This is a genomic window from Arthrospira sp. PCC 8006, from assembly GCF_046480465.1.
Lineage (GTDB): Bacteria > Cyanobacteriota > Cyanobacteriia > Cyanobacteriales > Microcoleaceae > Limnospira > Limnospira platensis.
Window position 1 is genome coordinate 12487 of record NZ_PKGG01000022.1, and the last position, 19586, is coordinate 32072.

Annotated in this window: 20 protein-coding genes; 7 read left to right on the top strand and 13 right to left on the bottom strand. The window is 44.9% G+C overall.

Annotation, left to right across the window (positions count from 1 at the left end; genetic code table 11):
* Positions 1–5 precede the first annotated feature (5 nt).
* From B9T16_RS05760 to B9T16_RS05775, 4 genes are all read right to left on the bottom strand, one after another.
* Positions 6–1871, bottom strand: a complete 1866-nt coding sequence (locus B9T16_RS05760; RefSeq protein WP_410244290.1) for a GtrA family protein — start codon at positions 1869–1871, stop codon at positions 6–8.
* Positions 1872–2442: 571 nt separating this feature from the next.
* Positions 2443–3276: a ribosome biogenesis GTPase YlqF gene (ylqF, locus tag B9T16_RS05765; RefSeq protein ID WP_006620006.1), complete on the bottom strand. Its 834-nt coding sequence runs from the start codon at positions 3274–3276 to the stop codon at positions 2443–2445.
* Positions 3277–3313: 37 nt separating this feature from the next.
* Entirely contained in the window at positions 3314–5827 is a 2514-nt protein-coding gene (locus B9T16_RS05770) for an MASE1 domain-containing protein (RefSeq protein WP_410244291.1), read from the bottom strand.
* Between the two features lie 230 nt (positions 5828–6057).
* Positions 6058–7260 carry a phosphoglycerate kinase gene (locus B9T16_RS05775; RefSeq protein WP_317269286.1) on the bottom strand — a complete coding sequence of 401 codons (1203 nt, stop codon included), beginning with the start codon at positions 7258–7260 and terminating at the stop codon, positions 6058–6060.
* A gap of 167 nt (positions 7261–7427) precedes the next feature.
* On the opposite strand from B9T16_RS05775, the gene B9T16_RS05780 reads away from it, so the two are divergent.
* On the top strand, positions 7428–7841 hold the full coding sequence (locus B9T16_RS05780) for a universal stress protein (RefSeq protein WP_006620003.1): 414 nt from the start codon (positions 7428–7430) through the stop codon (positions 7839–7841).
* A 358-nt stretch (positions 7842–8199) separates the two neighbouring features.
* Here the strand turns inward: B9T16_RS05780 and B9T16_RS05785 are convergent, their stop codons facing one another.
* Entirely contained in the window at positions 8200–8622 is a 423-nt protein-coding gene (locus B9T16_RS05785) for a hypothetical protein (RefSeq protein WP_006620002.1), read from the bottom strand.
* Positions 8623–8688: 66 nt separating this feature from the next.
* Here B9T16_RS05785 and folD point away from each other — a divergent pair, with 66 nt between their 5' ends.
* The 3 genes from folD (at position 8689) to B9T16_RS05800 (ending at position 11135) form a co-directional block, all read left to right on the top strand.
* Positions 8689–9549, top strand: coding sequence for a bifunctional methylenetetrahydrofolate dehydrogenase/methenyltetrahydrofolate cyclohydrolase FolD (gene folD / locus B9T16_RS05790; RefSeq protein WP_006620001.1), 861 nt, complete (start codon positions 8689–8691; stop codon positions 9547–9549).
* Between the two features lie 154 nt (positions 9550–9703).
* A complete protein-coding gene (gene crtE, locus B9T16_RS05795) occupies positions 9704–10654 on the top strand; it encodes a geranylgeranyl diphosphate synthase CrtE (protein ID WP_410244292.1) in 951 nt (316 codons plus the stop codon).
* A gap of 25 nt (positions 10655–10679) precedes the next feature.
* The gene (locus tag B9T16_RS05800; protein WP_006619999.1) at positions 10680–11135 is read left to right on the top strand and encodes a divergent PAP2 family protein; all 456 of its coding nucleotides are present in this window, start codon (positions 10680–10682) and stop codon (positions 11133–11135) included.
* 22 nt (positions 11136–11157) lie between these two features.
* Here the strand turns inward: B9T16_RS05800 and B9T16_RS05805 are convergent, their stop codons facing one another.
* Positions 11158–11772 (bottom strand): hypothetical protein, encoded by a 615-nt coding sequence (locus tag B9T16_RS05805; protein WP_410244293.1) that lies wholly within the window; start codon positions 11770–11772, stop codon positions 11158–11160.
* Here B9T16_RS05805 and B9T16_RS05810 point away from each other — a divergent pair.
* Positions 11756–11959 carry a hypothetical protein gene (locus tag B9T16_RS05810; protein ID WP_006619997.1) on the top strand — a complete coding sequence of 68 codons (204 nt, stop codon included), beginning with the start codon at positions 11756–11758 and terminating at the stop codon, positions 11957–11959. The two genes, B9T16_RS05805 and B9T16_RS05810, sit on opposite strands and share 17 nt — an antisense overlap.
* Before the next feature lie 24 nt (positions 11960–11983).
* Here the strand turns inward: B9T16_RS05810 and B9T16_RS05815 are convergent, their stop codons facing one another.
* Together B9T16_RS05815 and B9T16_RS05820 are read right to left on the bottom strand one after the other, a co-directional pair.
* Entirely contained in the window at positions 11984–12319 is a 336-nt protein-coding gene (locus B9T16_RS05815; RefSeq protein ID WP_006619996.1) for an MgPME-cyclase complex family protein, read from the bottom strand.
* A gap of 55 nt (positions 12320–12374) precedes the next feature.
* A complete protein-coding gene (locus B9T16_RS05820; RefSeq protein WP_006619995.1) occupies positions 12375–13088 on the bottom strand; it encodes a pyridoxine 5'-phosphate synthase in 714 nt (237 codons plus the stop codon).
* Between the two features lie 381 nt (positions 13089–13469).
* On the opposite strand from B9T16_RS05820, the gene B9T16_RS05825 reads away from it, so the two are divergent.
* Entirely contained in the window at positions 13470–13763 is a 294-nt protein-coding gene (locus B9T16_RS05825) for a hypothetical protein (protein WP_006619994.1), read from the top strand.
* A 146-nt stretch (positions 13764–13909) separates the two neighbouring features.
* Positions 13910–14662 (top strand): pentapeptide repeat-containing protein, encoded by a 753-nt coding sequence (locus B9T16_RS05830; RefSeq protein WP_006619993.1) that lies wholly within the window; start codon positions 13910–13912, stop codon positions 14660–14662.
* Here B9T16_RS05830 and B9T16_RS05835 read toward each other — a convergent pair.
* The 5 genes from B9T16_RS05835 to B9T16_RS05855 all read right to left on the bottom strand — a co-directional run bounded on the left by B9T16_RS05835 (position 14659) and on the right by B9T16_RS05855 (position 19363).
* Complete coding sequence (locus tag B9T16_RS05835; RefSeq protein ID WP_006619992.1) at positions 14659–15312, bottom strand: GDYXXLXY domain-containing protein; 654 nt, start codon at positions 15310–15312, stop codon at positions 14659–14661. The genes B9T16_RS05830 and B9T16_RS05835 overlap by 4 nt on opposite strands.
* A 35-nt stretch (positions 15313–15347) precedes the next feature.
* On the bottom strand, positions 15348–16739 hold the full coding sequence (locus B9T16_RS05840; protein ID WP_410244294.1) for a DUF2157 domain-containing protein: 1392 nt from the start codon (positions 16737–16739) through the stop codon (positions 15348–15350).
* Between the two features lie 232 nt (positions 16740–16971).
* Positions 16972–17628 (bottom strand): hypothetical protein, encoded by a 657-nt coding sequence (locus B9T16_RS05845; RefSeq protein ID WP_006619990.1) that lies wholly within the window; start codon positions 17626–17628, stop codon positions 16972–16974.
* Complete coding sequence (gene coaD, locus B9T16_RS05850) at positions 17610–18089, bottom strand: pantetheine-phosphate adenylyltransferase (protein WP_006619989.1); 480 nt, start codon at positions 18087–18089, stop codon at positions 17610–17612. Before coaD ends, B9T16_RS05845 begins: the two co-directional genes overlap by 19 nt.
* 56 nt (positions 18090–18145) lie before the next feature.
* Positions 18146–19363 carry a type IV pilus twitching motility protein PilT gene (locus B9T16_RS05855; RefSeq protein ID WP_006619988.1) on the bottom strand — a complete coding sequence of 406 codons (1218 nt, stop codon included), beginning with the start codon at positions 19361–19363 and terminating at the stop codon, positions 18146–18148.
* Between the last annotated feature and the right edge of the window lie 223 nt (positions 19364–19586).

Here is a 19586-nt window from a genome sequence, read left to right on the forward strand (position 1 = left end):
TTTACCTAAGACTCCCAACTGGAAATGCGATCGCCTGACGAAAAGGAATATAGCTTATGTCCGGTAAAACTAATTAAGGCTACACAGGCGGCGCTTACGAGTCTAGCCGGGGTAGGAGACCACCCCAATTCATTAATCAACAATTGTAATAACCCCAAATTCGCCAATAAACTATTTAAGGCGACTGTCGCAAAAACTCCATATTGCATCAACCAGTTACGCCAGTAAATACCAAACACAAACCGACGACTTAACCAGAAATTGGTACTTAGTCCCAAAAAGTAACTAATTCCCAAGGCGTAAACATACCAAATTCCCGCCTGGGTAAGAAGGGAAAACACCAAAACATCTACAACGGTTGCACTTCCCCCGGTGAGTAAATAACCGCCAAACTGTCGCAAGGTAGCGATCGCCTGACGACGGCGAGACTTTCGGGAAACCGCCGCCACTGTGGTGGGGGTGTCGGCTTCGGCTTCTTCGACATATTCACTATCACTATTGACATTCCAGAGATTATGTTTTCCGGGGGTGATTACATTTTCCGCCGCCAAAATTCCCATCAATAAGCTATGGTCTTGGTTATTATACTTAAATGCACCATATCGACCCACCAACTGCAAATTCTGGAAACCTTTAAAATACTCCTCAAGGGTTGCTAAAGAGGCTTTATAATTTCCGGCATATATCGGATAAGTCCGAGGTAAACGGACAACAAACCCCCCAGAAACCTGCTGCTTTTGGAGTAATCCAATTTTTATCAGGTCGGCTTGCGCCATGTGTAGCAGGTCTTCTTCTGGACAATTCCATAACTGATCATCAAAATTGCACCAATACTCACAACAGAGGGGAGTTTGATAATTATTGGGTAACATTTCGGGCGACCAATTGGCAAAATTTGTCACCCTTCCTAATTTGACCCTGGGGTCGTTAATATATAGCCAGTTATCGGGGAATAAATGACCATCATCAATAATTAAATAGACTAAAATAGTATTCCGAAATTTAAGCGATCGCGCTGATTCTATTACTGGCGGAGGCGGTGCTGTTTTCAACTCTTCCACTAATAAAGTTAAGGGAATAGAAGAAATCACCCCCCCACAGCTAAAAGTTTGCACTTCTTTAGTCTCACGGTTGCGGACAGTCACATGGGTAGCCTGACCATCATTATGATGTACCTCAATCACTTCGGTATTCAGTAATAAAGGCTGCTGATGCTGATTTAAATAATCGGCTATTTTATCATAAAGTTGACCAGACCCCAACCGAGGAAATTGGAATTGGTCAATCAAGGTTTTGACTTTACCATCATTTCCTAATAAGGCATTAACCACGGCTTTATATAAGGACAAACCCTTAATTCTTTGTGCCGCCCAGTCGGCGCTAATTTCTGTACAAGGAATTCCCCAAAGTTTCTCGGTGTAACTCTCAAAGAAAATCTCAAACAGCCGTCGCCCAAATTTACCAATCACCCACTCAGAAAAATTCTCTGGCTGAGGTTTGGGAAATAAACGCACTTTCACATAAGACGAAAGTATTTTAACTGTCTCCAATAACCCCAACGCCGAAAGCACCTGTTTGGCTTGGAGAGGATAACTAAAGTATTTTCCCCCGTAATAAATGCGGGTAAGTCGATTAACTGTTACCTGGTCTTTTTCTAATACTTGATTCCAGAGTTTCACCACAGGCGATAATTTGGTGAAAAATCGATGGGGTCCGAAATCGAGAATAAACCCTTTATACTCGATACTTTTCGCTAGTCCCCCCACGCGCTTATCTCTTTCTACTACTACTACAGGAATTCCCTGACGGGTGAGAGTATAAGCCGCAGCTAACCCCGCTGGACCCGCACCTAAAATGTAAATCGGTTTCATCACACCACACTCAAATTATCGACTTGGGCAAATTGTACTCATCATACACTATCATCCATAATAACCCGATTTTTCTATTCAAAAGGGGTTGACATTATCCTCTATTTTCTGATATTCTAGGTCATATATAACATAATATAAATATTTGTGTATATTTTTTTTGAAAATAGATTTCCATTGTAATAAAATTATATCCGAGGTTTCCCCAAATTGTCAACCCCCCTTCCCGAAAAAGCCGGGCAACGATAAGTTTTACTAATTTAAAATTCGCCAATAGTTTTAATATTTAAAAGATTGTAAATATTTATGACATTTTTATTGCTAAATATTATCAAATAATTGACGACAGAATGGGGGTTGTGGTAGATTTATGTAAATAAAAATCCACTGGGGTTTCTGTGAACCGAGCAAAATACGGCTTAAAAAGCCGATTATATGGTGAGTCTTGGGCGATCGCCGAGGGAATTTCAAGTTTAGCGATGCACGAGTTTTGGGGAAATTCGGGGTGATCGAAAATCGGCGACTTGACAAAAACGGATATTTATGGTATTGGCAGTCAAACCGAGTAAAATCAAGATGGTGGAATTTCCAAAGCGATCGCCCCTAATAAGCCCTTGCGAAAATCATTGAGTAGCTGTCGTGCGGTGCGTTCCAAATCTCCTTGAAAGCGTTGATCAGCCAAGGCTTGTAGATAAGACTCTCCAGTTTCCGAAGCGATCGCGAGAGAATAGCGATCGGTCAATTTATCGTGAATTTGGAGATGTTGAAACAAATCGACCATACCCGCCGCCACCCGTTGGTTATCATAACCCGCCTCACCAATATCCTCACAAATCGCCAACTTGAGAGCATCCTGTTGATTTTCAATGCGGCTAGGAATAACCCCTGGCGCATCCAACAATTCAATTTGCTTAGAAATCCTGACCCACTGTAACTTGCGTGTCACCCCTGCCCGTCTAGCACTTTCTACCACTCGTCGCCCCAAAAGTCGATTAATCAAAGCCGACTTACCGACATTAGGAAATCCAATCACCCCAGCCCGGACAGGTCGGGGTAACATTCCCCGCTGCTGACGTTTTTGATTCAACTGTTCTCCGGCTTGTTTAGTAGCGCGTACTACTGCATCAACGCCATCTCCCTGTTGAGCATTAGTAAAATAGGGGATTTCCTGATGTTCCTCAAACCACTGTTGCCATTGTTGTTGTATATGGGGAGGAATCATATCTTGGCGATTAATAATCAATAATCGTGGTTTTTGGGATACCCATTGAGATACTTTAGGGTGGTGAGTCGCCAAGGGAATGCGAGCGTCCCGAACTTCTAGGACCACATCAACTCGTTTAAGTTGTTCTGTGAGGGTACGTTCAGCTTTAGCAATATGACCGGGATACCATTGAATTGTCATGATTGGTTAATAGTAGATTAATAGTTAAGTGAAAGGTTCAAGTTGCCTCTTTTCCCTGATACATATATTGAGGTAATCGCATGGTCAAAGTTGACCCCTGGTTTAACTGACTTTCAACCCAGAGATCACCACCCATCATCTGACATAATTTATGAGTTATAGAAAGTCCCAAACCCATGCCGCCATATTTACGGGTTGTACTTTCATCAGCTTGGGTAAAGGGACTAAAAACCGTGCCTATTTGTCGCTCATTCATGCCAATTCCGGTATCCTGAACTTGCCAAAAGATAAAGGAGATTTCTGAGAGAGTTTCTGAGGGAGATTCCGGGGAGTGATAAATGGGCAAATCGGGTAAATCTGTAGCGGGAATTAACTGTTGCCATACTCGTAAAATTACCTGTCCTTGTTCGGTGAATTTGCAGGCATTACTTAACAAATTAAGTAGGGACTGTCTGACTTTAGTTACATCAGTATACATCAAGTCCAGACCGGGAGCAACCTCTAGGGTCAATTGATTATGATTTTTTTCAGCCAAGGGTGCTATAGTGGTTTCCACTTCCCAAAGCAAGGTATTAATTTGAAATTTTTCTAGGTGAAAATTCATGCGGCCAGCTTCAATCTTAGAAAAATCGATAATATCACTAATTAAGGTGAGGAGATGTTGACCCGCAACGTGGATATTTTTCAAGTCAGCCACAAAGTCATCCTGACCGATATCTTGAGCGTCTTCTTGTAGTAATTCACTGTAACCGAGAATAGCATTTAGGGGAGTGCGAAGTTCATGACTCATATTAGCTAAAAATAGGCTTTTAGCTTGGTTAGCCTGTTCGGCAGCTTCTTTAGCTCTACGGAGTTCCTCAGCCTGTTTATGTTCCGTGATATCACTAGCCAGGGTAAGCAAACAGGGGGTATTTTCTAATTGGATAGGTTCAATGGCGATTAACCAATCTCGAATTGCGCCTGATTTATGGCGGACTTCCACGGTTAAATTACTGAGGCGATCGCCATTAGTAAGTCTTTTAAAGATGGGGTTAATCTGGTCAGGATCCCACATTTGCAAATCCTCGAAAGTGCGGTCAATGACCTGTTCCCGACTCCATCCCAATTGCCGAAGAAAACTATCATTGACATCCACAAATCGCCCTTCTTGAGCAGTAGTAATACTAATGCCAATGGGACTAGCTTTAAACACCCGGGAAAACCTTTCCTCACTAGCTCTTAAAGCAATTTCAGCGCGTTTGCGCTCAGTGATATCCTGAACAGTGCTAGTAATATGGGTGGTGGTAACGATCGCCTGTTCAACCACAAATCGTTCTTGACCGTCAGGGCGTGCAATCCGATAATCTATAGAATAGGGAATTTGCTCTGAGATAGCTTGAGAAATAGCAGTTTCCACCCGGAGGCGATCGAGAGGATGGATATATTGCATAAAACTATCAATGCTGGGAGTCACCTGGTCAGGGTTAACGCCAAAAATGCGGTAAAGCTGATCAGACCAAGAACAGTTTAGTCGTCGGATATCTAATTCCCAGTGTCCTAACTTAGCAATACGTTGAGCGGTAGCCAAACTAGCTTCCCCCGAACGTAGAGATGCTTCTACTGTTTGTCGTTCTTCCACCGCACCAGCTAAAAATAAACCCGTGATAGTCATCACTAAAATAAAGGCTTGTAGAGAAAAGACCTGGGGATTTTCGTTGAGGTTGTCCATAAAAGGGCCACTACCCCGTAGGACACCCCAGACGGCAAATGTTGCTGTTAATAAGTGAGCGATCGCAGTTCCTCGCTGACCAAAACGTAGGGAAGCCCAGACTAGCAGTGGAAATGGCAGGTACTCTAGGGGGTAGTGAATAGTGAGAACGCGGGTTCTCGAACAGAATACAAACCAATTCAAAGCCGAAAATAGTACCAACCAGCTTCCTATTTCCAGATAGCTGAATAATTTAGGCAGCCATAGCTGTTGTTTGGGGTTTTTGAGAATCTCATAGCTTTCAGGTAATAGCCAACTCCAATGATTCCCGGTTGACCCCTGCAAGTCTCTGGTCTGTTGATATTTAATATTAAATCGATTAGCCCAAGTCAGAAGTACCGGGGCTAATAGCAGAACGCCAATGGTATCTCCCAGCCACCATGTTACCCAAATATCAGCGAATGTATCGGATTTGATTTCTCCAGCGATTAATAATGCGATCGGAGTAATAGTAGAATTAATCAGACTCGAGAGGGCTCCAGCTAGAATAGCTAGTCCCAGTACATCCTTGAGGCGCGCTAAAGCCGGAGAGAAACCGATCCTTTTTAACATCAACCAACCCGCACCAGCTTCTAGGAGGGTTCCCAGAGTCCAAATTAATCCCAGATAACCGGAGTGGCCGGTCAGCCAATAGTTAGAAAACAAAGCACCGAGGATAATTCCCGGCCAACATTTACCCCCCCACCAAATTAAAACCACTAAAGACCATCCCGCTGCCGGCCAGAAAATGGCTTCCATGGCATTGAGCATTAAAGTCTCAATGGTTATCCAGATTAACCCCAGATAAACCAGAAGCGCAACCATATTGATAATTAGGTAGCGTGCCAGTTTAGATCTGAGGATGTTATGGAACTGAAGCATTTTAATCCCCTTCGTTGCTTCTCCCCCACACTCAAAGAAATTAGCCTCAGTATCCTAAGACCGACTTCCCACCTCGTTTAAGATTAGGGATATCTTTAGTATAGTCGCCGATTCTGTTGGGGTAAGCGATCGCACTTAATCGACTTACCCCAAAATCGTTTTACCAACGGCAATTAGGCATCATCTAAAGCCACAATACCAGGGAGTTGCTTACCTTCGAGGAGTTCCAGACTAGCCCCACCACCTGTAGAAATGTGGCTCATCTTCTCACCCAAATTCAGTTGTTCCACAGCCGCCACCGAGTCGCCGCCACCGATAATTGTAGTTGTACCTGTGCTAGTGAGTTCTGCCAAAGTTTGAGCGATCGCCCGAGTACCCGCCGCAAACTTCTCAAACTCAAAAACTCCCATCGGACCATTCCAGAGGACAGTTTTGCAGTCTCCCAAGGCTTCTTGGAACACCTTAACAGAATCAGGGCCAATATCCAATCCCATCCAACCATCAGGAATTGCTTCAACGCTAACAGTTTGAGAATCAGCATCGGCTGCAAACTTATCAGCGAGAACCACATCTGTAGGTAACAACATAGTTACCCCTTTTTCTTTCGCCTTCGCTTCCAGGGACTTAGCCAACTCCAGCTTATCTTCTTCCACCAGGGAATTACCCACACTCAGACCCCTGGCTTTATAGAACGTGAAAATCATGCCGCCACCCAACAACAACTTATCGCATTTGTCAAGTAACGTTTCAATGACACCAATTTTGCTAGAGACCTTAGAACCACCAATAATGGCAGCTAGGGGACGTTGAGGGCTTTCAATGGCCCCTTGTAGGAACTGCAATTCCTTCTCAATCAAATAACCCGCCACACAGGGGCTCAGATATTGAGTCACACCTTCAGTGGAAGCATGGGCGCGGTGTGCAGTACCAAAGGCATCATTTACATACAGATCCGCTACGGAAGCCAACTGCTTGGCAAATTCAGGATCATTTTTCTCCTCAGCGGCATGGAAGCGGACATTTTCCAGTAAAAGTACATCACCATCATTCATGGCCCCCACTGCTAGGGCGACTTCTTCCCCAATGCAATCTTCACATTTATTAACGGTTTTGCCCAAAAGTTCCGACAAACGCGCCGCCACAGGGGTTAAGCGCATTGATTCAACTACTTGACCTTTGGGACGGCCAAAGTGACTGGTCAGAATCACTTTGGCTCCTTTAGAGGTCAGATCTTGAATGGTAGGCAGAGCTGCCCGAATCCTGGTATCATCACTGATAGAGCCGTTATCAAGGGGTACGTTAAAGTCAGCACGCACCAGCACTTTCTTACCAGATAGTTCTGATGCTGACAAATTTGCTACAGTTTTTTTAGCCACAGGATTAACCTCTTTGATCGTTTATTCTGCTTTAATCGAAATTAAATGGGAACGGTGAGGGTTATTGGTTAATGGCCCCTAGGCTGTTACCAACCAGGTGGCCCACCTGCCATCAAATCGTTCACCGTAAACATTCTACCTAAGTCCGCGTCTTGGAGATGCGAGATATGTTTAAGACCGTTTTATTTGCTATAGATCAAAGTCGAGAAGCCCGCGAGGCGGCTGAAAGGGTGATTAATATTGTCCAAACCTATCAGTCTAACCTCTATCTTCTCGCTGTTGTTGAACCAAAAGAACCAGACGGGGAGCCTCCCCATTCTGAACCGATGACTTCCCCTGATACGGTGAGCCAACTTTTACAGGAGGCTCATGGTATTTTCTCTGAGCTGGGGATTGATGCTAAACTCATTGAACGTGAAGGTAAACCTGCTTTCACTATCTGTGATGTGGCTGATGAGATTGATGCTGATCTGATTGTGATGGGTAGTCGCGGCACTGGACTCACAGAAGAAGGTGTTGCTGACAGTATCACTAACCGTGTGATTAATCTCTCTCCCTGTCCTGTCTTGGTTGTTCCTTAACTTAATTCCCCCGTTAACCTATAACCTATCTTTAACGGGGGGTTATCACCCCCCATCTCTCTATCTATTAAGTTGATTTTTTAGTCAATTTTAAAAAAATGTCCCCCCAGAAACGCGCCGAGGGGTTGACAACTTCCGGGAATTTATGCTACTGTTGATAACATATTGTTCATAATGGGAATATTGGCAATAACAAAAAAAAGGCATATATTTCCATTATTTAAAATGATATCACAAGCTCGCCCAAAAAGCTACCCCCTCCCCAAAACAGGTCGTTTTTGCAACAATTCTTAACTTTTTGTTACAAAACTTAACATAATTTACCAACTCCTCTGGGTCGGGGGAGTGTGATTGTCGATTATCCGTGATCAGTGATTCTTTCCAATTCTTGAATATAGAAATCACCAATATCTAAACCGGGGGCTCCTTCGACAGTAATTTGTTCATAGTTAACCTGACCCCGGATGAACATTTGTTGACCGATAGAAGGTAGAGGTTGGGTAGTAAAAACCCAGATAGTCCCTGTAGAGTCTTGAAGCTGATATGCACCAGCGCCGACAAAGGGAGCGAGGTTAGCTACAGTTCCCTCTGTGTAGACTTTAGCGCCAACTTGGCGCTGTTGTGCGATCGCCTCAATGTTAGTAGTTTGGCGAGTAAATTGAGTGGTAGACTCAATAATTTGGCGACAGCCGATGATCCCTGGTGTTAGCGATAGTAGAATCAAGAGAATATGGAAGTGGTGAGCAAAGCGTGGGGGTAGGAGAATCGCAAATCTAGGCATACTATCTAAAAATGGGGACAGATTTCTGGGAAAATATACAGGCTTTGAGTTGGTGGATATATTGTGATGGCTAATTTATTAGACGGTAAGACAACAGCCCAAAAAATTCAATGGCAATTGAGGGAAATAATTAAGTCCCGCAAACCACAAGGGGGACGACCTCCAGGTTTAGCAGTGTTAATGGTAGGAGATAACCCCGCCAGCGCCGTCTATGTCCGCAACAAAGAGAAATCCTGTGAACGGGTAGGAATAGCATCGTTTGGTCAACATTTCCCGGCTGATACGAGCCAGGAAGAACTTACAGAAGCGATCGCCAATTTAAACGAAGATGATCGGGTTGATGGTATTCTAGTACAATTGCCTTTACCAGACCACTTAGACGCTGTAAGTTTGCTGTATGAGATAGCACCGCACAAGGACGCGGACGGGTTGCACCCGATGAACTTAGGGAGATTAGCAAGAGGGGAAAAGGGGTTACGCAGTTGTACTCCAGCGGGGGTAATGCGTCTATTAGAAGAATATCAAATCCCATTAGCGGGAAAACGAGCGGTAGTGCTAGGACGGAGTATTTTAGTGGGAAAACCCATGGCTTTGATGTTACTAGAGGCTAATTGTACGGTAACTGTTGCCCATTCCCGGACGGAAAACCTAGAAGCGATCGCATCGGAAGCTGATATTCTGATAGCGGCGGTAGGTCGTCCTGAGATGGTCAAAGCCAATTATATCAAACCGGGGGCAGTAGTTATCGATGTGGGAATTAACCGCTTAGAAGATGCTAACGGAAAATCGCGGTTAGTAGGAGATGTAGACTTCCAGGCGGCTGAACCCATAGCGGGATATATTACCCCTGTACCGGGTGGTATCGGTCCGATGACTGTGGCTATGCTATTACAGAATACGGTGGACAGTTATCAGAAACGCATCTGATCGACTCGATGATCTGATTAACGGGATTCGCGATCGCGCATGGTGTCAAAAGACCCGTACAATAAAAACTGATGTTCACCCATTACTACCCTACTTGTCCCTATAAACCGCTATCAGACTTTGGCTGGTTGGGCTGTGGGGTTTGCCCCTAATTATGACAGATATCAACACCGACGGTATGGTAGTCACAGAAAACATGGATTTATCCGGGTCAGATACACCATTTGACCTATCGACTTATCTTAGCCAAAAAAAGGAATTAGTGGAAGCAGCCCTAGATGCTGCTATTACTGTCACCTACCCCGAAAAAATTTATGAGTCGATGCGCTATTCCCTTATGGCTGGGGGAAAACGGCTGCGACCTACTTTATGTTTGGCTACCTGTGAACTGCTTGGGGGTACAGTGGAAATGGCAATGCCGACAGCCTGCGCCTTAGAGATGATTCATACGATGTCTTTAATTCACGATGATCTACCAGCAATGGATAATGATGATTATCGGCGTGGGAAATTGACTAACCATAAGGTCTATGGCGATGATATTGCTATTTTAGCGGGAGATGGATTGCTCAGTTATGCTTTTGAGTTCGTGGCTACCCAAACTCAAGGTGTACCCCCGGAAAGAGTCCTACAGGTAATCGGTCGCCTGGGTCGTGCGGTGGGGGCGACTGGATTAGTGGGAGGTCAGGTGGTAGATATAGCATCGGAGGGTTTATCAAATGTATCTGAGGAAACTCTAACTTTTATCCACACCCACAAGACGGGGGCTTTATTAGAAGCCTGTGTGGTCTGTGGTGCGATTTTGGCGGGTGCTAATGAAACTGACCTCGAAAGACTGTCTCGCTATGCTAAAAATATTGGCTTGGCGTTTCAAATTGTGGATGATATTCTCGATATTACCGCACCCTCTGAGCAGTTGGGTAAAACCGCAGGTAAGGATCTGGAAGCTCAAAAGGCTACCTATCCTAGTTTGTGGGGCTTGGAAAAGTCACGGGCGAAAGCTGAACAACTGGTGGAGGAAGCTAAGGCTGAATTAGCGGCTTTTGGATACGGTGGGAAAGCTCTGGCGGCGATCGCTGATTTTATTACCTATCGCAGTCACTAACTGTTAAAGCGAGGTGTTCAACCCCATGCAAGAATTTGGTCACATATTGGACAACCGGGTGCTGTTAGTGGCACTGTTTGCTTGTCTGTTCGCCCAAGCCTCTAAACTGGCGATCGAATTGATACAGCATGGAAAAATTAATCTGCGGGTTCTGGTAACTACTGGGGGAATGCCTAGTTCTCACTCAGCCTTTGTGGGTGCTTTAGCCGCCAGCGTCGGTCAGGTGATCGGGTGGGGTAGCCCGGAGTTTGCGATCGCTGTGGTATTTGCTATTATTGTTATGTATGATGCGGCGGGTGTCCGCCAGGCGGCAGGTAAACAAGCCCGCATTCTTAATCAGATTATGGACGAGTTATTCCAAGAGCATCCCCAATTTAATGAGGACCGCCTCAAGGAATTACTCGGACATACCCCTTTTCAGGTGATTGTTGGCTTGAGTTTGGGAATAGCGATCGCAGCTTTAGCAGAACTTACCTATTAACTGGCTTACCTATGGGAGTGCTTTAATCTCCAATAGCTAAGTTAGGTCGCTCGATTTTAACCCGACTGCTATCCACCATGATTGACCAAAATCCCTGATCATTAAGGCGGCGGAAAACTTCCATGGCACTATTAGGCTCGGCGGTAYGTTCTACCAGTAAATAGAAACGCCGATTATAGGAAACTATGGGAATTCTTCTCCCCATAGTTGCCTCAAGTCTAGCCGCAATTTCTGGCTGATTGAAATAGTCTACCATGATCGCATAACCCATGCCTAGGGGTTGACTACCCAAATCACTGCTAGGACCAGAAGGACCGACAGGGGGACGTGGTTCGGGTCGTTGACTAGGTACATCAGATTTAACTACATGGGTGGATAAACCGGCTGTTTCCTTGAAATAAGCCGCCCAGTCTTCGGCAATTAGCACGTCATCAAAACCGCCAACTCTGGTGACAATATCATTGAGATAGCGACACACCTGGCTTTCTATATTACTAGGTAGGACTTGACGGGCTAGTGCTTGTGTCTCGGAGGTGTTGCTAATGATTAATAGCAAATACTCACCTGGTCGAGGGGGAACACAGGAGGCTTGACCAAAGCTGGGTTTAGCACTGAAACCTATGGTAAGCAGAACCACCCCTACAGAACTAATCCTAGTTAACCATCGCCTCAACCTAACTTTAACCATAGTTTTAACAACTTTTGCGATCGATTTTGCAGCTATTGTACCCGAATTGCAATTTTCTGAGCCTAGGGGCGAGTTCTTTGGTCAATCGGTATTTTCACCAGATTATCTGAGAACCCGCCCGTACAGCCTGAAATAGTAGTATATGGAGCGACACCGATAATCAGGATTTGTAGCCAGCAGTAGCCAGAGATGCGATCGCATCAGGGATAGTAGCTGAAGGCGCTTCAAATTGTCCGGTAATCACGTGCTCAAGTCGCAATTTCAGCCAAGTAATAAACTGAGGGTTGGTAGAAACCAACGCCGCCGCTGGTTTAGGGCATTTAGCTTTCACTTCGGCCATTTCGGGCGCTTCTAAAAATCCTGGCTCAATGACTAACCAAAAATCGATCTCTTTTTTCTGTTCTTGATAATTGCGCCGACGTTCTTTGAGGACTTCCTCAATAGGTTCCTCGATCACAAAGTCTTGACTAGCTAGGACGTAATGATAAGTTGGCATTTTTGGGTTACCTACAATTAACTACAGAACAACTGGGCTGGTTCTAACTTCCCGGTTAACTCAGGATAGCGTGTTTCATTTCCCGCACGGCTTTATCTAAACCGACAAGAACTGCCCGACTTATTATTGTATGACCAATGTTGAGTTCTTCCATACCTTCTAGCCTGGCTACAGGTTGCACATTCCAATAAGTTAAGCCGTGACCGGCATTAACTCGCAGTCCGGCTTCTAGGGCTAATTTACATCCTTGGGCTAAAATATCGAGTTCCTTTTGCTGTTGGACTCCCTTGGCTTCGCAGTAACAACCTGTATGTAGTTCGATAAATTGGGCTTTAACTGTGGCTGAGGCTTCGATTTGGGCGGGGTTAGGATCGATAAATAAACTTACGGGGATTCCTGCATCTTGCAGGGTGCTGACTACTTCTGACATCCGCTGTAGTTGACCCAGGATATCTAATCCTCCTTCGGTGGTGACTTCTTCCCGGCGTTCGGGTACTAGGGTTATGTAGTCGGGTTTAATATCTAGGGCGATCGCTACCATTTCGTCTGTGGCAGCCATTTCCAGGTTTAGGTGAGTTCTCACGGTTTCCCGTAACAGTCGCACATCTCTATCTTGGATATGACGGCGATCTTCGCGCAAGTGTACTGTAATCCCGTCGGCTCCGGCTAGTTCTGCGATCGCAGCCGCTGCTACTGGGTCGGGTTCCACTGTCCGGCGGGCTTGTCTAATTGTGGCAATGTGGTCAATATTTACACCGAGAGTGGGCATAGTTCTTTTGATCAAATCTTAGACCACAACAGTTTGACATATTCATGGGAACTGTGAACGGTTAATTATTACAGCCCTTGCCAGAGAGGAAAACCAGAGTATTGACAAAATCGACATTATGTGTATATGAGTGTGGGAGAGAAATATGGTGGTAACATTACAGCTTGTTCACCAGTGGCTTAATACATTGCCCTCACCCTAAATCCCTTTCCCAGAGAGGGAGAGGGACTCTGAGAGGTGATCAGATGATGATTTCTGAACAGGCTGATAGGTGCGTATCTGTGGGTAAATAATGCCGAATGGGGCTTAGTATAGATTATTAATAGGGAGTGGGTTATCAATATTGTGAATCTGGGGAACTTTAGGAAACTGCATAGCACGATGGCTCCGATTGTGATGCTACCGCTATTTATCACAGTATTTACGGGGGTAGCTTACCGATTGGGGAAAAGTTGGTTTGGGTTATCAAGAGACCAAGTACATTTTTTAATGGTGATTCATGAAGGGGAATATTTAGGGCAAACCTTAGAGCCGGTGTATGTGCTATTAAATGGCTTAGGTTTACTGTGGATGCTGATAACGGGGTTAACAATGGTGTTTCAAAATATGAAGCGATCGCGGTGGTTTAGGAATCTGCAAGGAAAAAAACAGGCTTCATCCCAATCGCCAGAATAAATGGGTGATTTGTGTTTGGGGACTCAAAAACCTTCAACTTTCCTCAATATCTGTTAGGCGATCGCATGAGCTAGAATAATTTAAGCCGGAAATGGCGATCGCCCATTTCTAGGGTACGACCTTCTAGGGGGGGGTAAACCTTGACCATGACACCAAGTGAGTTGAACCACTGTTATAGGGTCCTTGAATTGCAACCCGGTGCTTCCCTGGAGGTTGTGGATAGGGCTTATAAAGATTTAGCATTTATCTGGCATCCCGATCGCATTCCAGAAGATAACCAACGGCTGCGACAGTTAGCCGAAGATAAACTGAAGGAAATTAACCAGGCGCGCGATAAGTTGCGATCGCTGTTGAGGTCTAATAAAACGAAAACACCGAAAGCGACCCCCAGACCTGAGTATGCTGGGGCTAAACGTCAGACCCAGACCAGCCACAACACGAATTCATATTATACCTACCGCGCCGCCACTCCCCCCCACCGTCCCCCCAAACAGGAGTATCAGTCATCACCAGCTTATCAGCGTCCATCCTATTCTGATTTGACTAACGCTGATTTTCGTGGGGCGAACCTGAAGGAAAGAGATTTGTCGGGGCGGAATTTGAGTGGGGCAGATCTCAGTTATGCTGATCTGACTGATTGTTTTTTACATAAAGTTAACTTGAGTGGGGCTTGTTTACATCGGGCTAATTTATTCAGGGCTAATTTTTTGCAGGCGAATCTGAGTTACGCTAACCTTCAGGAGGCTAACCTAATTGGTGCTGATTTAAGTGGTGCTGATTTGCGAGGGGCTAATTTAACGGGGGCGAAAGTGGGATATAGCGATCGCTTAATGGTGAAACTAACCGGGGCTAATTTGGCTGGAGCTATTTTACCAGATGGCACTATTCATCCGGGTTAAAATTGATAGCTGCGATCGCTCACCCACAAACGCAGGGGAATTGCATTTCCCCGGGAGTCTACTTTGACTTCAACCACAAAAGACTCAGGATCCCGACTTTGAGCGCGGTTAATGTTCTCGTTAACCTCTAAGCGCTGATTTTCGGGCATATAGTAGGTTTCCAGACCATATTTTACACCCCAGCCATCACCTGTACCTCGAATGGCGATCTGATTTTGGGGTAAATTATCAGGACGCTGGTGGCTAACTGCTACGGGTCGCCAAGGAAGGGGGCGATCGCCTTCTGGTTGTTCTTGGGGTTTTTCTAGGATTACATAAACGGTATCACCATCGAGGATATAATTCCTCTCCAAATTGATACCGGAACCGGAGAGGTCTCGGAGGGTACTAGGTTGAGAAATTTCATAACTGAGAATTTGATAATACCCTCGCAAGAAATCATAGGGGTCAACGGGAGCTGTTTGCAAAACTACAGTTGTTCCAGTAATATATGTGTAAAAAGCCTGAGCCGGAATTGACGTTACCAATGCTACCTGACACAATAGGGGAGCCAGAAATCGCCATAGGGGTAAGCGAGGTTGACGGCTATTTACGGAAGCCGGAACGATAACTGAGGGTTGGGCGGATGGGATTTTGTTAGTGTTAACCATAACTGTTACCTGACTATTAGAGATTTGATGTAAAATTAGGATCTGGAATTAGGTAAATTTGAACGGGATAATTTTTTTTCAAACCATAAACCGGCGATAATTACAGCAATTCCACACAGGACTAAAACTAAGGCTTTCAGGAGTAATTCTGTTTCGTATTCAAACATTCGGCTGATAATTTGGAGGACTAATAGTACCATACCGTACCAAAAGGCACTCCGATTCCCTTTGAGGAGTCCTAAGCGAACTGTGACCGCCCCCAATAGAAACATTTGTAGATTGAAAATTAAGGTGGCTATGGTGGAAATTTGCGCTATTGATATATGCCAAAAAGTGACTAGACCAGTGATGATAATCATGGCACTAATGGCGGTGGTATAGGCATTTACACCCCAATATCTTTGGCTACCATGAGGCTTAATTATCTGGAACCATTGCCAGAGTGATATGACGACAAAAGCCAGGATATTAATTAGCATTATATTGGGGTTTTCTGGAGTATCTCGATAAGTCCAGAAATCAAAGTTGTTCCAAACGTCGAAAAATGAAAATATGAAGCATAAAACTCCTAAGTAAAAAATGGCTAAACTATGAGCGATCGCTTGAAAAGGCTGACCATGGACATGGGGCCATTGACTATCTCGATAAGACCATAACCAAGTGGGGATTAAAATTAAGCTGATAGCAACCCAAATTCTGGTTATGGAGTCGTAGGAAATCAATCTTTCGGTAATGACTAATAATGGGATAGCGATCGCCAGCAGGGTCATGAAAAAAACGACACGGGATTGACACCAATAGGCTAGGGGTAGAAATAAAATAGCAGATGCGATCGGCATATATTGGAGCAAAATATCAATGGCCGATAAATTCCTGGCTGATAGGGCTATACCGATGCCCTGAAAGTATCCTAAGCCCAACAGAATTATGGCTAAAACCGATAGAGAGCGCAATTTTAAGCTATAAGCCATAATCAGCACACCTAGCCCCCAAACGACATATAATCCGTATGGGGAACCGCCTATATGAAACATCTGGGCCAGCAGTGCTATATTTGCTCCCAAAGACAATGCGCCAGCCATTAGGAGTCCCTGTCCAAGGCGTTGTTTAGATTCTGATGTGGGATGTTGCCAAAGGTAAAACCCGCCTGCATTAAATCCCATGAGGACTGATAGGAGCAACAAAACCCGCATAGATCGGGGCCATTGTTGCCAGTTAGCTGCGACAAAGGTAATCACGCCTAATCCCAAGAGGATACCACCACCTAGGATGAGAATGATCACAAACCGATTACTGGCGGCGGTTTCGAGGCTATTAAACTGATAGCGATCGGCTAATTGTTGATAAAGTTCATCATCAACCAAGCCTTCTGCTTTCCATAGTCGAGCTTCCTGTCGTAATTGGCGACGAAACTTTTCTGAAATCATCGATTGAAAGCCTCTGTCAGATAGGTTCAGTTTGGCTTGATGTTCAGATGTTGGTAAAATGGTTTATGCCACATTATCAACTGTCTCTGTTGAAAAAAAGCAGCTAATGAGGGGAGGAGTAGGGAAGCGGAAAGAAGAGTGTAGAGACAAGTGAGGCCTCATGTAAGGTGTAGCTTGTCTCTGGGGTTAGGGGCTATTTTCGTGTGAGTTGTTGCCTCTTTAAGGTTTTTCATTAGTAAAGAGGGGGACGTTGAGACTCGTTAATTTGCAACTGTTCGCGACCATTGCGGATAATCCTTACCATGTCGCTCAGTTCATGCTCAATTTTAGCTAGGACATGATCAGCGTACTCGTCGGCTCCGGTTTGGATATCATTACACTCAGTTAAGATCCGATTTCGCATAGCATCAAGTTCCTGTTGAGCCTGATAGCGAATTTGTTCAACTTCGGCGAGAGTTTGTTGCTGTAAGGCTTCACACTCTATCTGGACTTGTTGTCTAAGGCGATCGGCTTCTTCGGTCGCTCGTTGAACAATACCAGTTTCATTAAAAAGTTGAGTAGCTCTTTGTTCAGCATTCTGTAGGATAGAGGCTGCATATTCTTCAGCTTCCTGGAGAATTTCATCTTTATGACGAACAATAATATCAGCTTCCTGAAAAGCACTCGGAAGGTTTAAGCGGATCAGATCCAGTTGATCGAGCAACTGTTCCTCGTCCACAAGAGTGCGTCGAGTCAGGGGAATGCGAGGACTGTCAAGAATCATTTCTTCGAGTCGGTTAAGTTCCCGCTGAATATCTATACCAGGCGAAGCGCTAGGAGTCGGTTCGCCGTTAGTGACAAGTCCGTTAGGATTAGATTCAATTCTGGGGGTTAATTCCTGGCGTAACATCTATTAATATCTATAGCGACGTGGTTGGGAACAAGATGATCGACTGAACCGCCAAACTTGGCGATCTCCTTAACGACACTGCTTGATAAAAAGCTATATTCGTTGGAGGTTGCCAAGAAAACTGTCTCGATTGTATCAGACAGGGTTTTATTAGTGTGAGCCATTTGCAGTTCCATCTCAAAATCGGACAGAACCCGCAAGCCTCGCAATAGGACCTGTGCCTTTCTCTGTTTGGCATAGTCTACGGTGAGACCCTCAAAACTGGCAACCTCGACATTATCCAAATGGGAGATAGATTGCCGAATTTGAATCAGGCGTTGTTCGACTGTAAACAGAGGAGTCTTGCTGGGGTTGCGTAGGACGGCGACAATCACCCATTCAAACAGATGGGAACCTCGCTCAATTATATCAATATGTCCAAAGGTAACTGGGTCAAAACTGCCTGGATATATAGCAATCACAATAGATTATAGTTATCTTGAAGTTTTACCAGAGATTACCTTAAACTGTTTGATGGTTAAAACAAACTTTTTCCCTGACGGAATTCCCGGGCTACCCCAGAGGAGTCAAGGCCAGCCATACGGAACCGGCGATCTAAATCGGCAGAATCGGGGGAGGATTTTTCGGCTTCTTCCATGGTAATGCGTCCTAGGGTGACTTGCTCGAAAATAGCCTGGTTAATGAGTTGCATTCCTTCATAGGTGTCATTTTCCATGAGGTGAGTTGCACTTTCCTCGTCCCCTTTAAGCAGATAGTCTTTCATGGCGGGGGTATTAACTAGGATATCGTGAACTGCCGTCCTTTTGTTATCGACTGTGGGAATTAATAATTGAGCAATTATGGCGACTAGGGAATCACAGATCTGAATCCTGACGGCTGGCTGTTCGTCTACGTTGTAGAGGTTTAAGAGTCGGTTGACTGAGTTGATGGCGTTGCGAGTGTGGAGGGTTCCCAGGACTAGGTGACCGGTTTGGGATGCTTGGAGGGTAGTATTAACTGTGGTGCGATCGCGCATTTCCCCAATCAGAATCACATCTGGGTCTTCCCGCAAAACAGCACGGAGGGCATGATGAAATTCTAGGGTATGTAATCCGACTTCCCTTTGAGAGATTAAGCATTGTCGGGAAGCATGGACAAATTCAATGGGGTCTTCAATGGTGACAATGTGCTTGCGAGCGGTTTCATTGAGATAACGTAACATGGCAGCGAGGGTGGTGGATTTACCAGAACCCGTTGGACCTGTGACTAAAATTAACCCCTGGGGATAGCTAATAATGTTTTTGAGAACTTCTGGTAATCTCAATTCATCAATACTAGGAATTTTTAAGTTAATTAGTCGCAGTACCATGGCTCCCCCGGTCAGAGAGTCAAAGCAGTTAACGCGACACCGGACTATACCAGGATAAAAAATAGCTGTATCTAGTTCTTTCATTTCGGCAAATTGTTGCCTTTGGTGGGGGGTAAGAATCTCACTGAGATACTGCTCAAATATTTCTGGGGTGACTTTGACTTGATCTTTGATTCTTACCATTTCCCCCTGAATCCTATATCGGGTAGTATGTCCAACTCGAATATGAATATCGGAGGCTTTTTTGACAAAGGCATCCTTAACCATATCCTTAATAGAGTTACTGGGGGAAACAGTGGTGGTTGATTGTGGCTGTTTGGAACGGGAGGCTACGGTCTTCCTTGGGGGAAGATTTTGAGAAGATGGTGACTGAGTTGAATTAGTCATAAGGTGAGTTTTCCTGGGTTGGTATCTGTTGATCATTGTGGCACAGGCTTAACCGCAGTTGCAGTTGAGAAGAGAGGGAAATTCATTATTTGACGGGGTTAGGACTTCGATCGCCTGATGCTTGGGAATTGAGGGTTGACAGGAGAACCCACGCGGAGGGGATTATCGATGTTCTGTTGAAACTGAACCGGAAAATGATAGGATCGTTTGAGGTATGCTAACC

Bases quoted from the DNA above. Each gene is read 5' to 3' on its own strand.
- B9T16_RS05760 (WP_410244290.1), bottom strand. From the start codon at position 1,871: ATGAAACCGATTTACATTTTAGGTGCGGGTCCAGCGGGGTTAGCTGCG.
- ylqF (WP_006620006.1), bottom strand. From the start codon at position 3,276: ATGACAATTCAATGGTATCCCGGTCATATTGCTAAAGCTGAACGTACC.
- B9T16_RS05770 (WP_410244291.1), bottom strand. From the start codon at position 5,827: ATGGTTGCGCTTCTGGTTTATCTGGGGTTAATCTGGATAACCATTGAG.
- B9T16_RS05780 (WP_006620003.1), top strand. From the start codon at position 7,428: ATGTTTAAGACCGTTTTATTTGCTATAGATCAAAGTCGAGAAGCCCGC.
- B9T16_RS05785 (WP_006620002.1), bottom strand. From the start codon at position 8,622: ATGCCTAGATTTGCGATTCTCCTACCCCCACGCTTTGCTCACCACTTC.
- folD (WP_006620001.1), top strand. From the start codon at position 8,689: ATGGCTAATTTATTAGACGGTAAGACAACAGCCCAAAAAATTCAATGG.
- crtE (WP_410244292.1), top strand. From the start codon at position 9,704: ATGACAGATATCAACACCGACGGTATGGTAGTCACAGAAAACATGGAT.
- B9T16_RS05800 (WP_006619999.1), top strand. From the start codon at position 10,680: ATGCAAGAATTTGGTCACATATTGGACAACCGGGTGCTGTTAGTGGCA.
- B9T16_RS05810 (WP_006619997.1), top strand. From the start codon at position 11,756: ATGGTAAGCAGAACCACCCCTACAGAACTAATCCTAGTTAACCATCGC.
- B9T16_RS05815 (WP_006619996.1), bottom strand. From the start codon at position 12,319: ATGCCAACTTATCATTACGTCCTAGCTAGTCAAGACTTTGTGATCGAG.
- B9T16_RS05820 (WP_006619995.1), bottom strand. From the start codon at position 13,088: ATGCCCACTCTCGGTGTAAATATTGACCACATTGCCACAATTAGACAA.
- B9T16_RS05825 (WP_006619994.1), top strand. From the start codon at position 13,470: ATGGCTCCGATTGTGATGCTACCGCTATTTATCACAGTATTTACGGGG.
- B9T16_RS05830 (WP_006619993.1), top strand. From the start codon at position 13,910: ATGACACCAAGTGAGTTGAACCACTGTTATAGGGTCCTTGAATTGCAA.
- B9T16_RS05835 (WP_006619992.1), bottom strand. From the start codon at position 15,312: ATGGTTAACACTAACAAAATCCCATCCGCCCAACCCTCAGTTATCGTT.
- B9T16_RS05840 (WP_410244294.1), bottom strand. From the start codon at position 16,739: ATGATTTCAGAAAAGTTTCGTCGCCAATTACGACAGGAAGCTCGACTA.
- B9T16_RS05845 (WP_006619990.1), bottom strand. From the start codon at position 17,628: ATGTTACGCCAGGAATTAACCCCCAGAATTGAATCTAATCCTAACGGA.
- B9T16_RS05855 (WP_006619988.1), bottom strand. From the start codon at position 19,363: ATGACTAATTCAACTCAGTCACCATCTTCTCAAAATCTTCCCCCAAGG.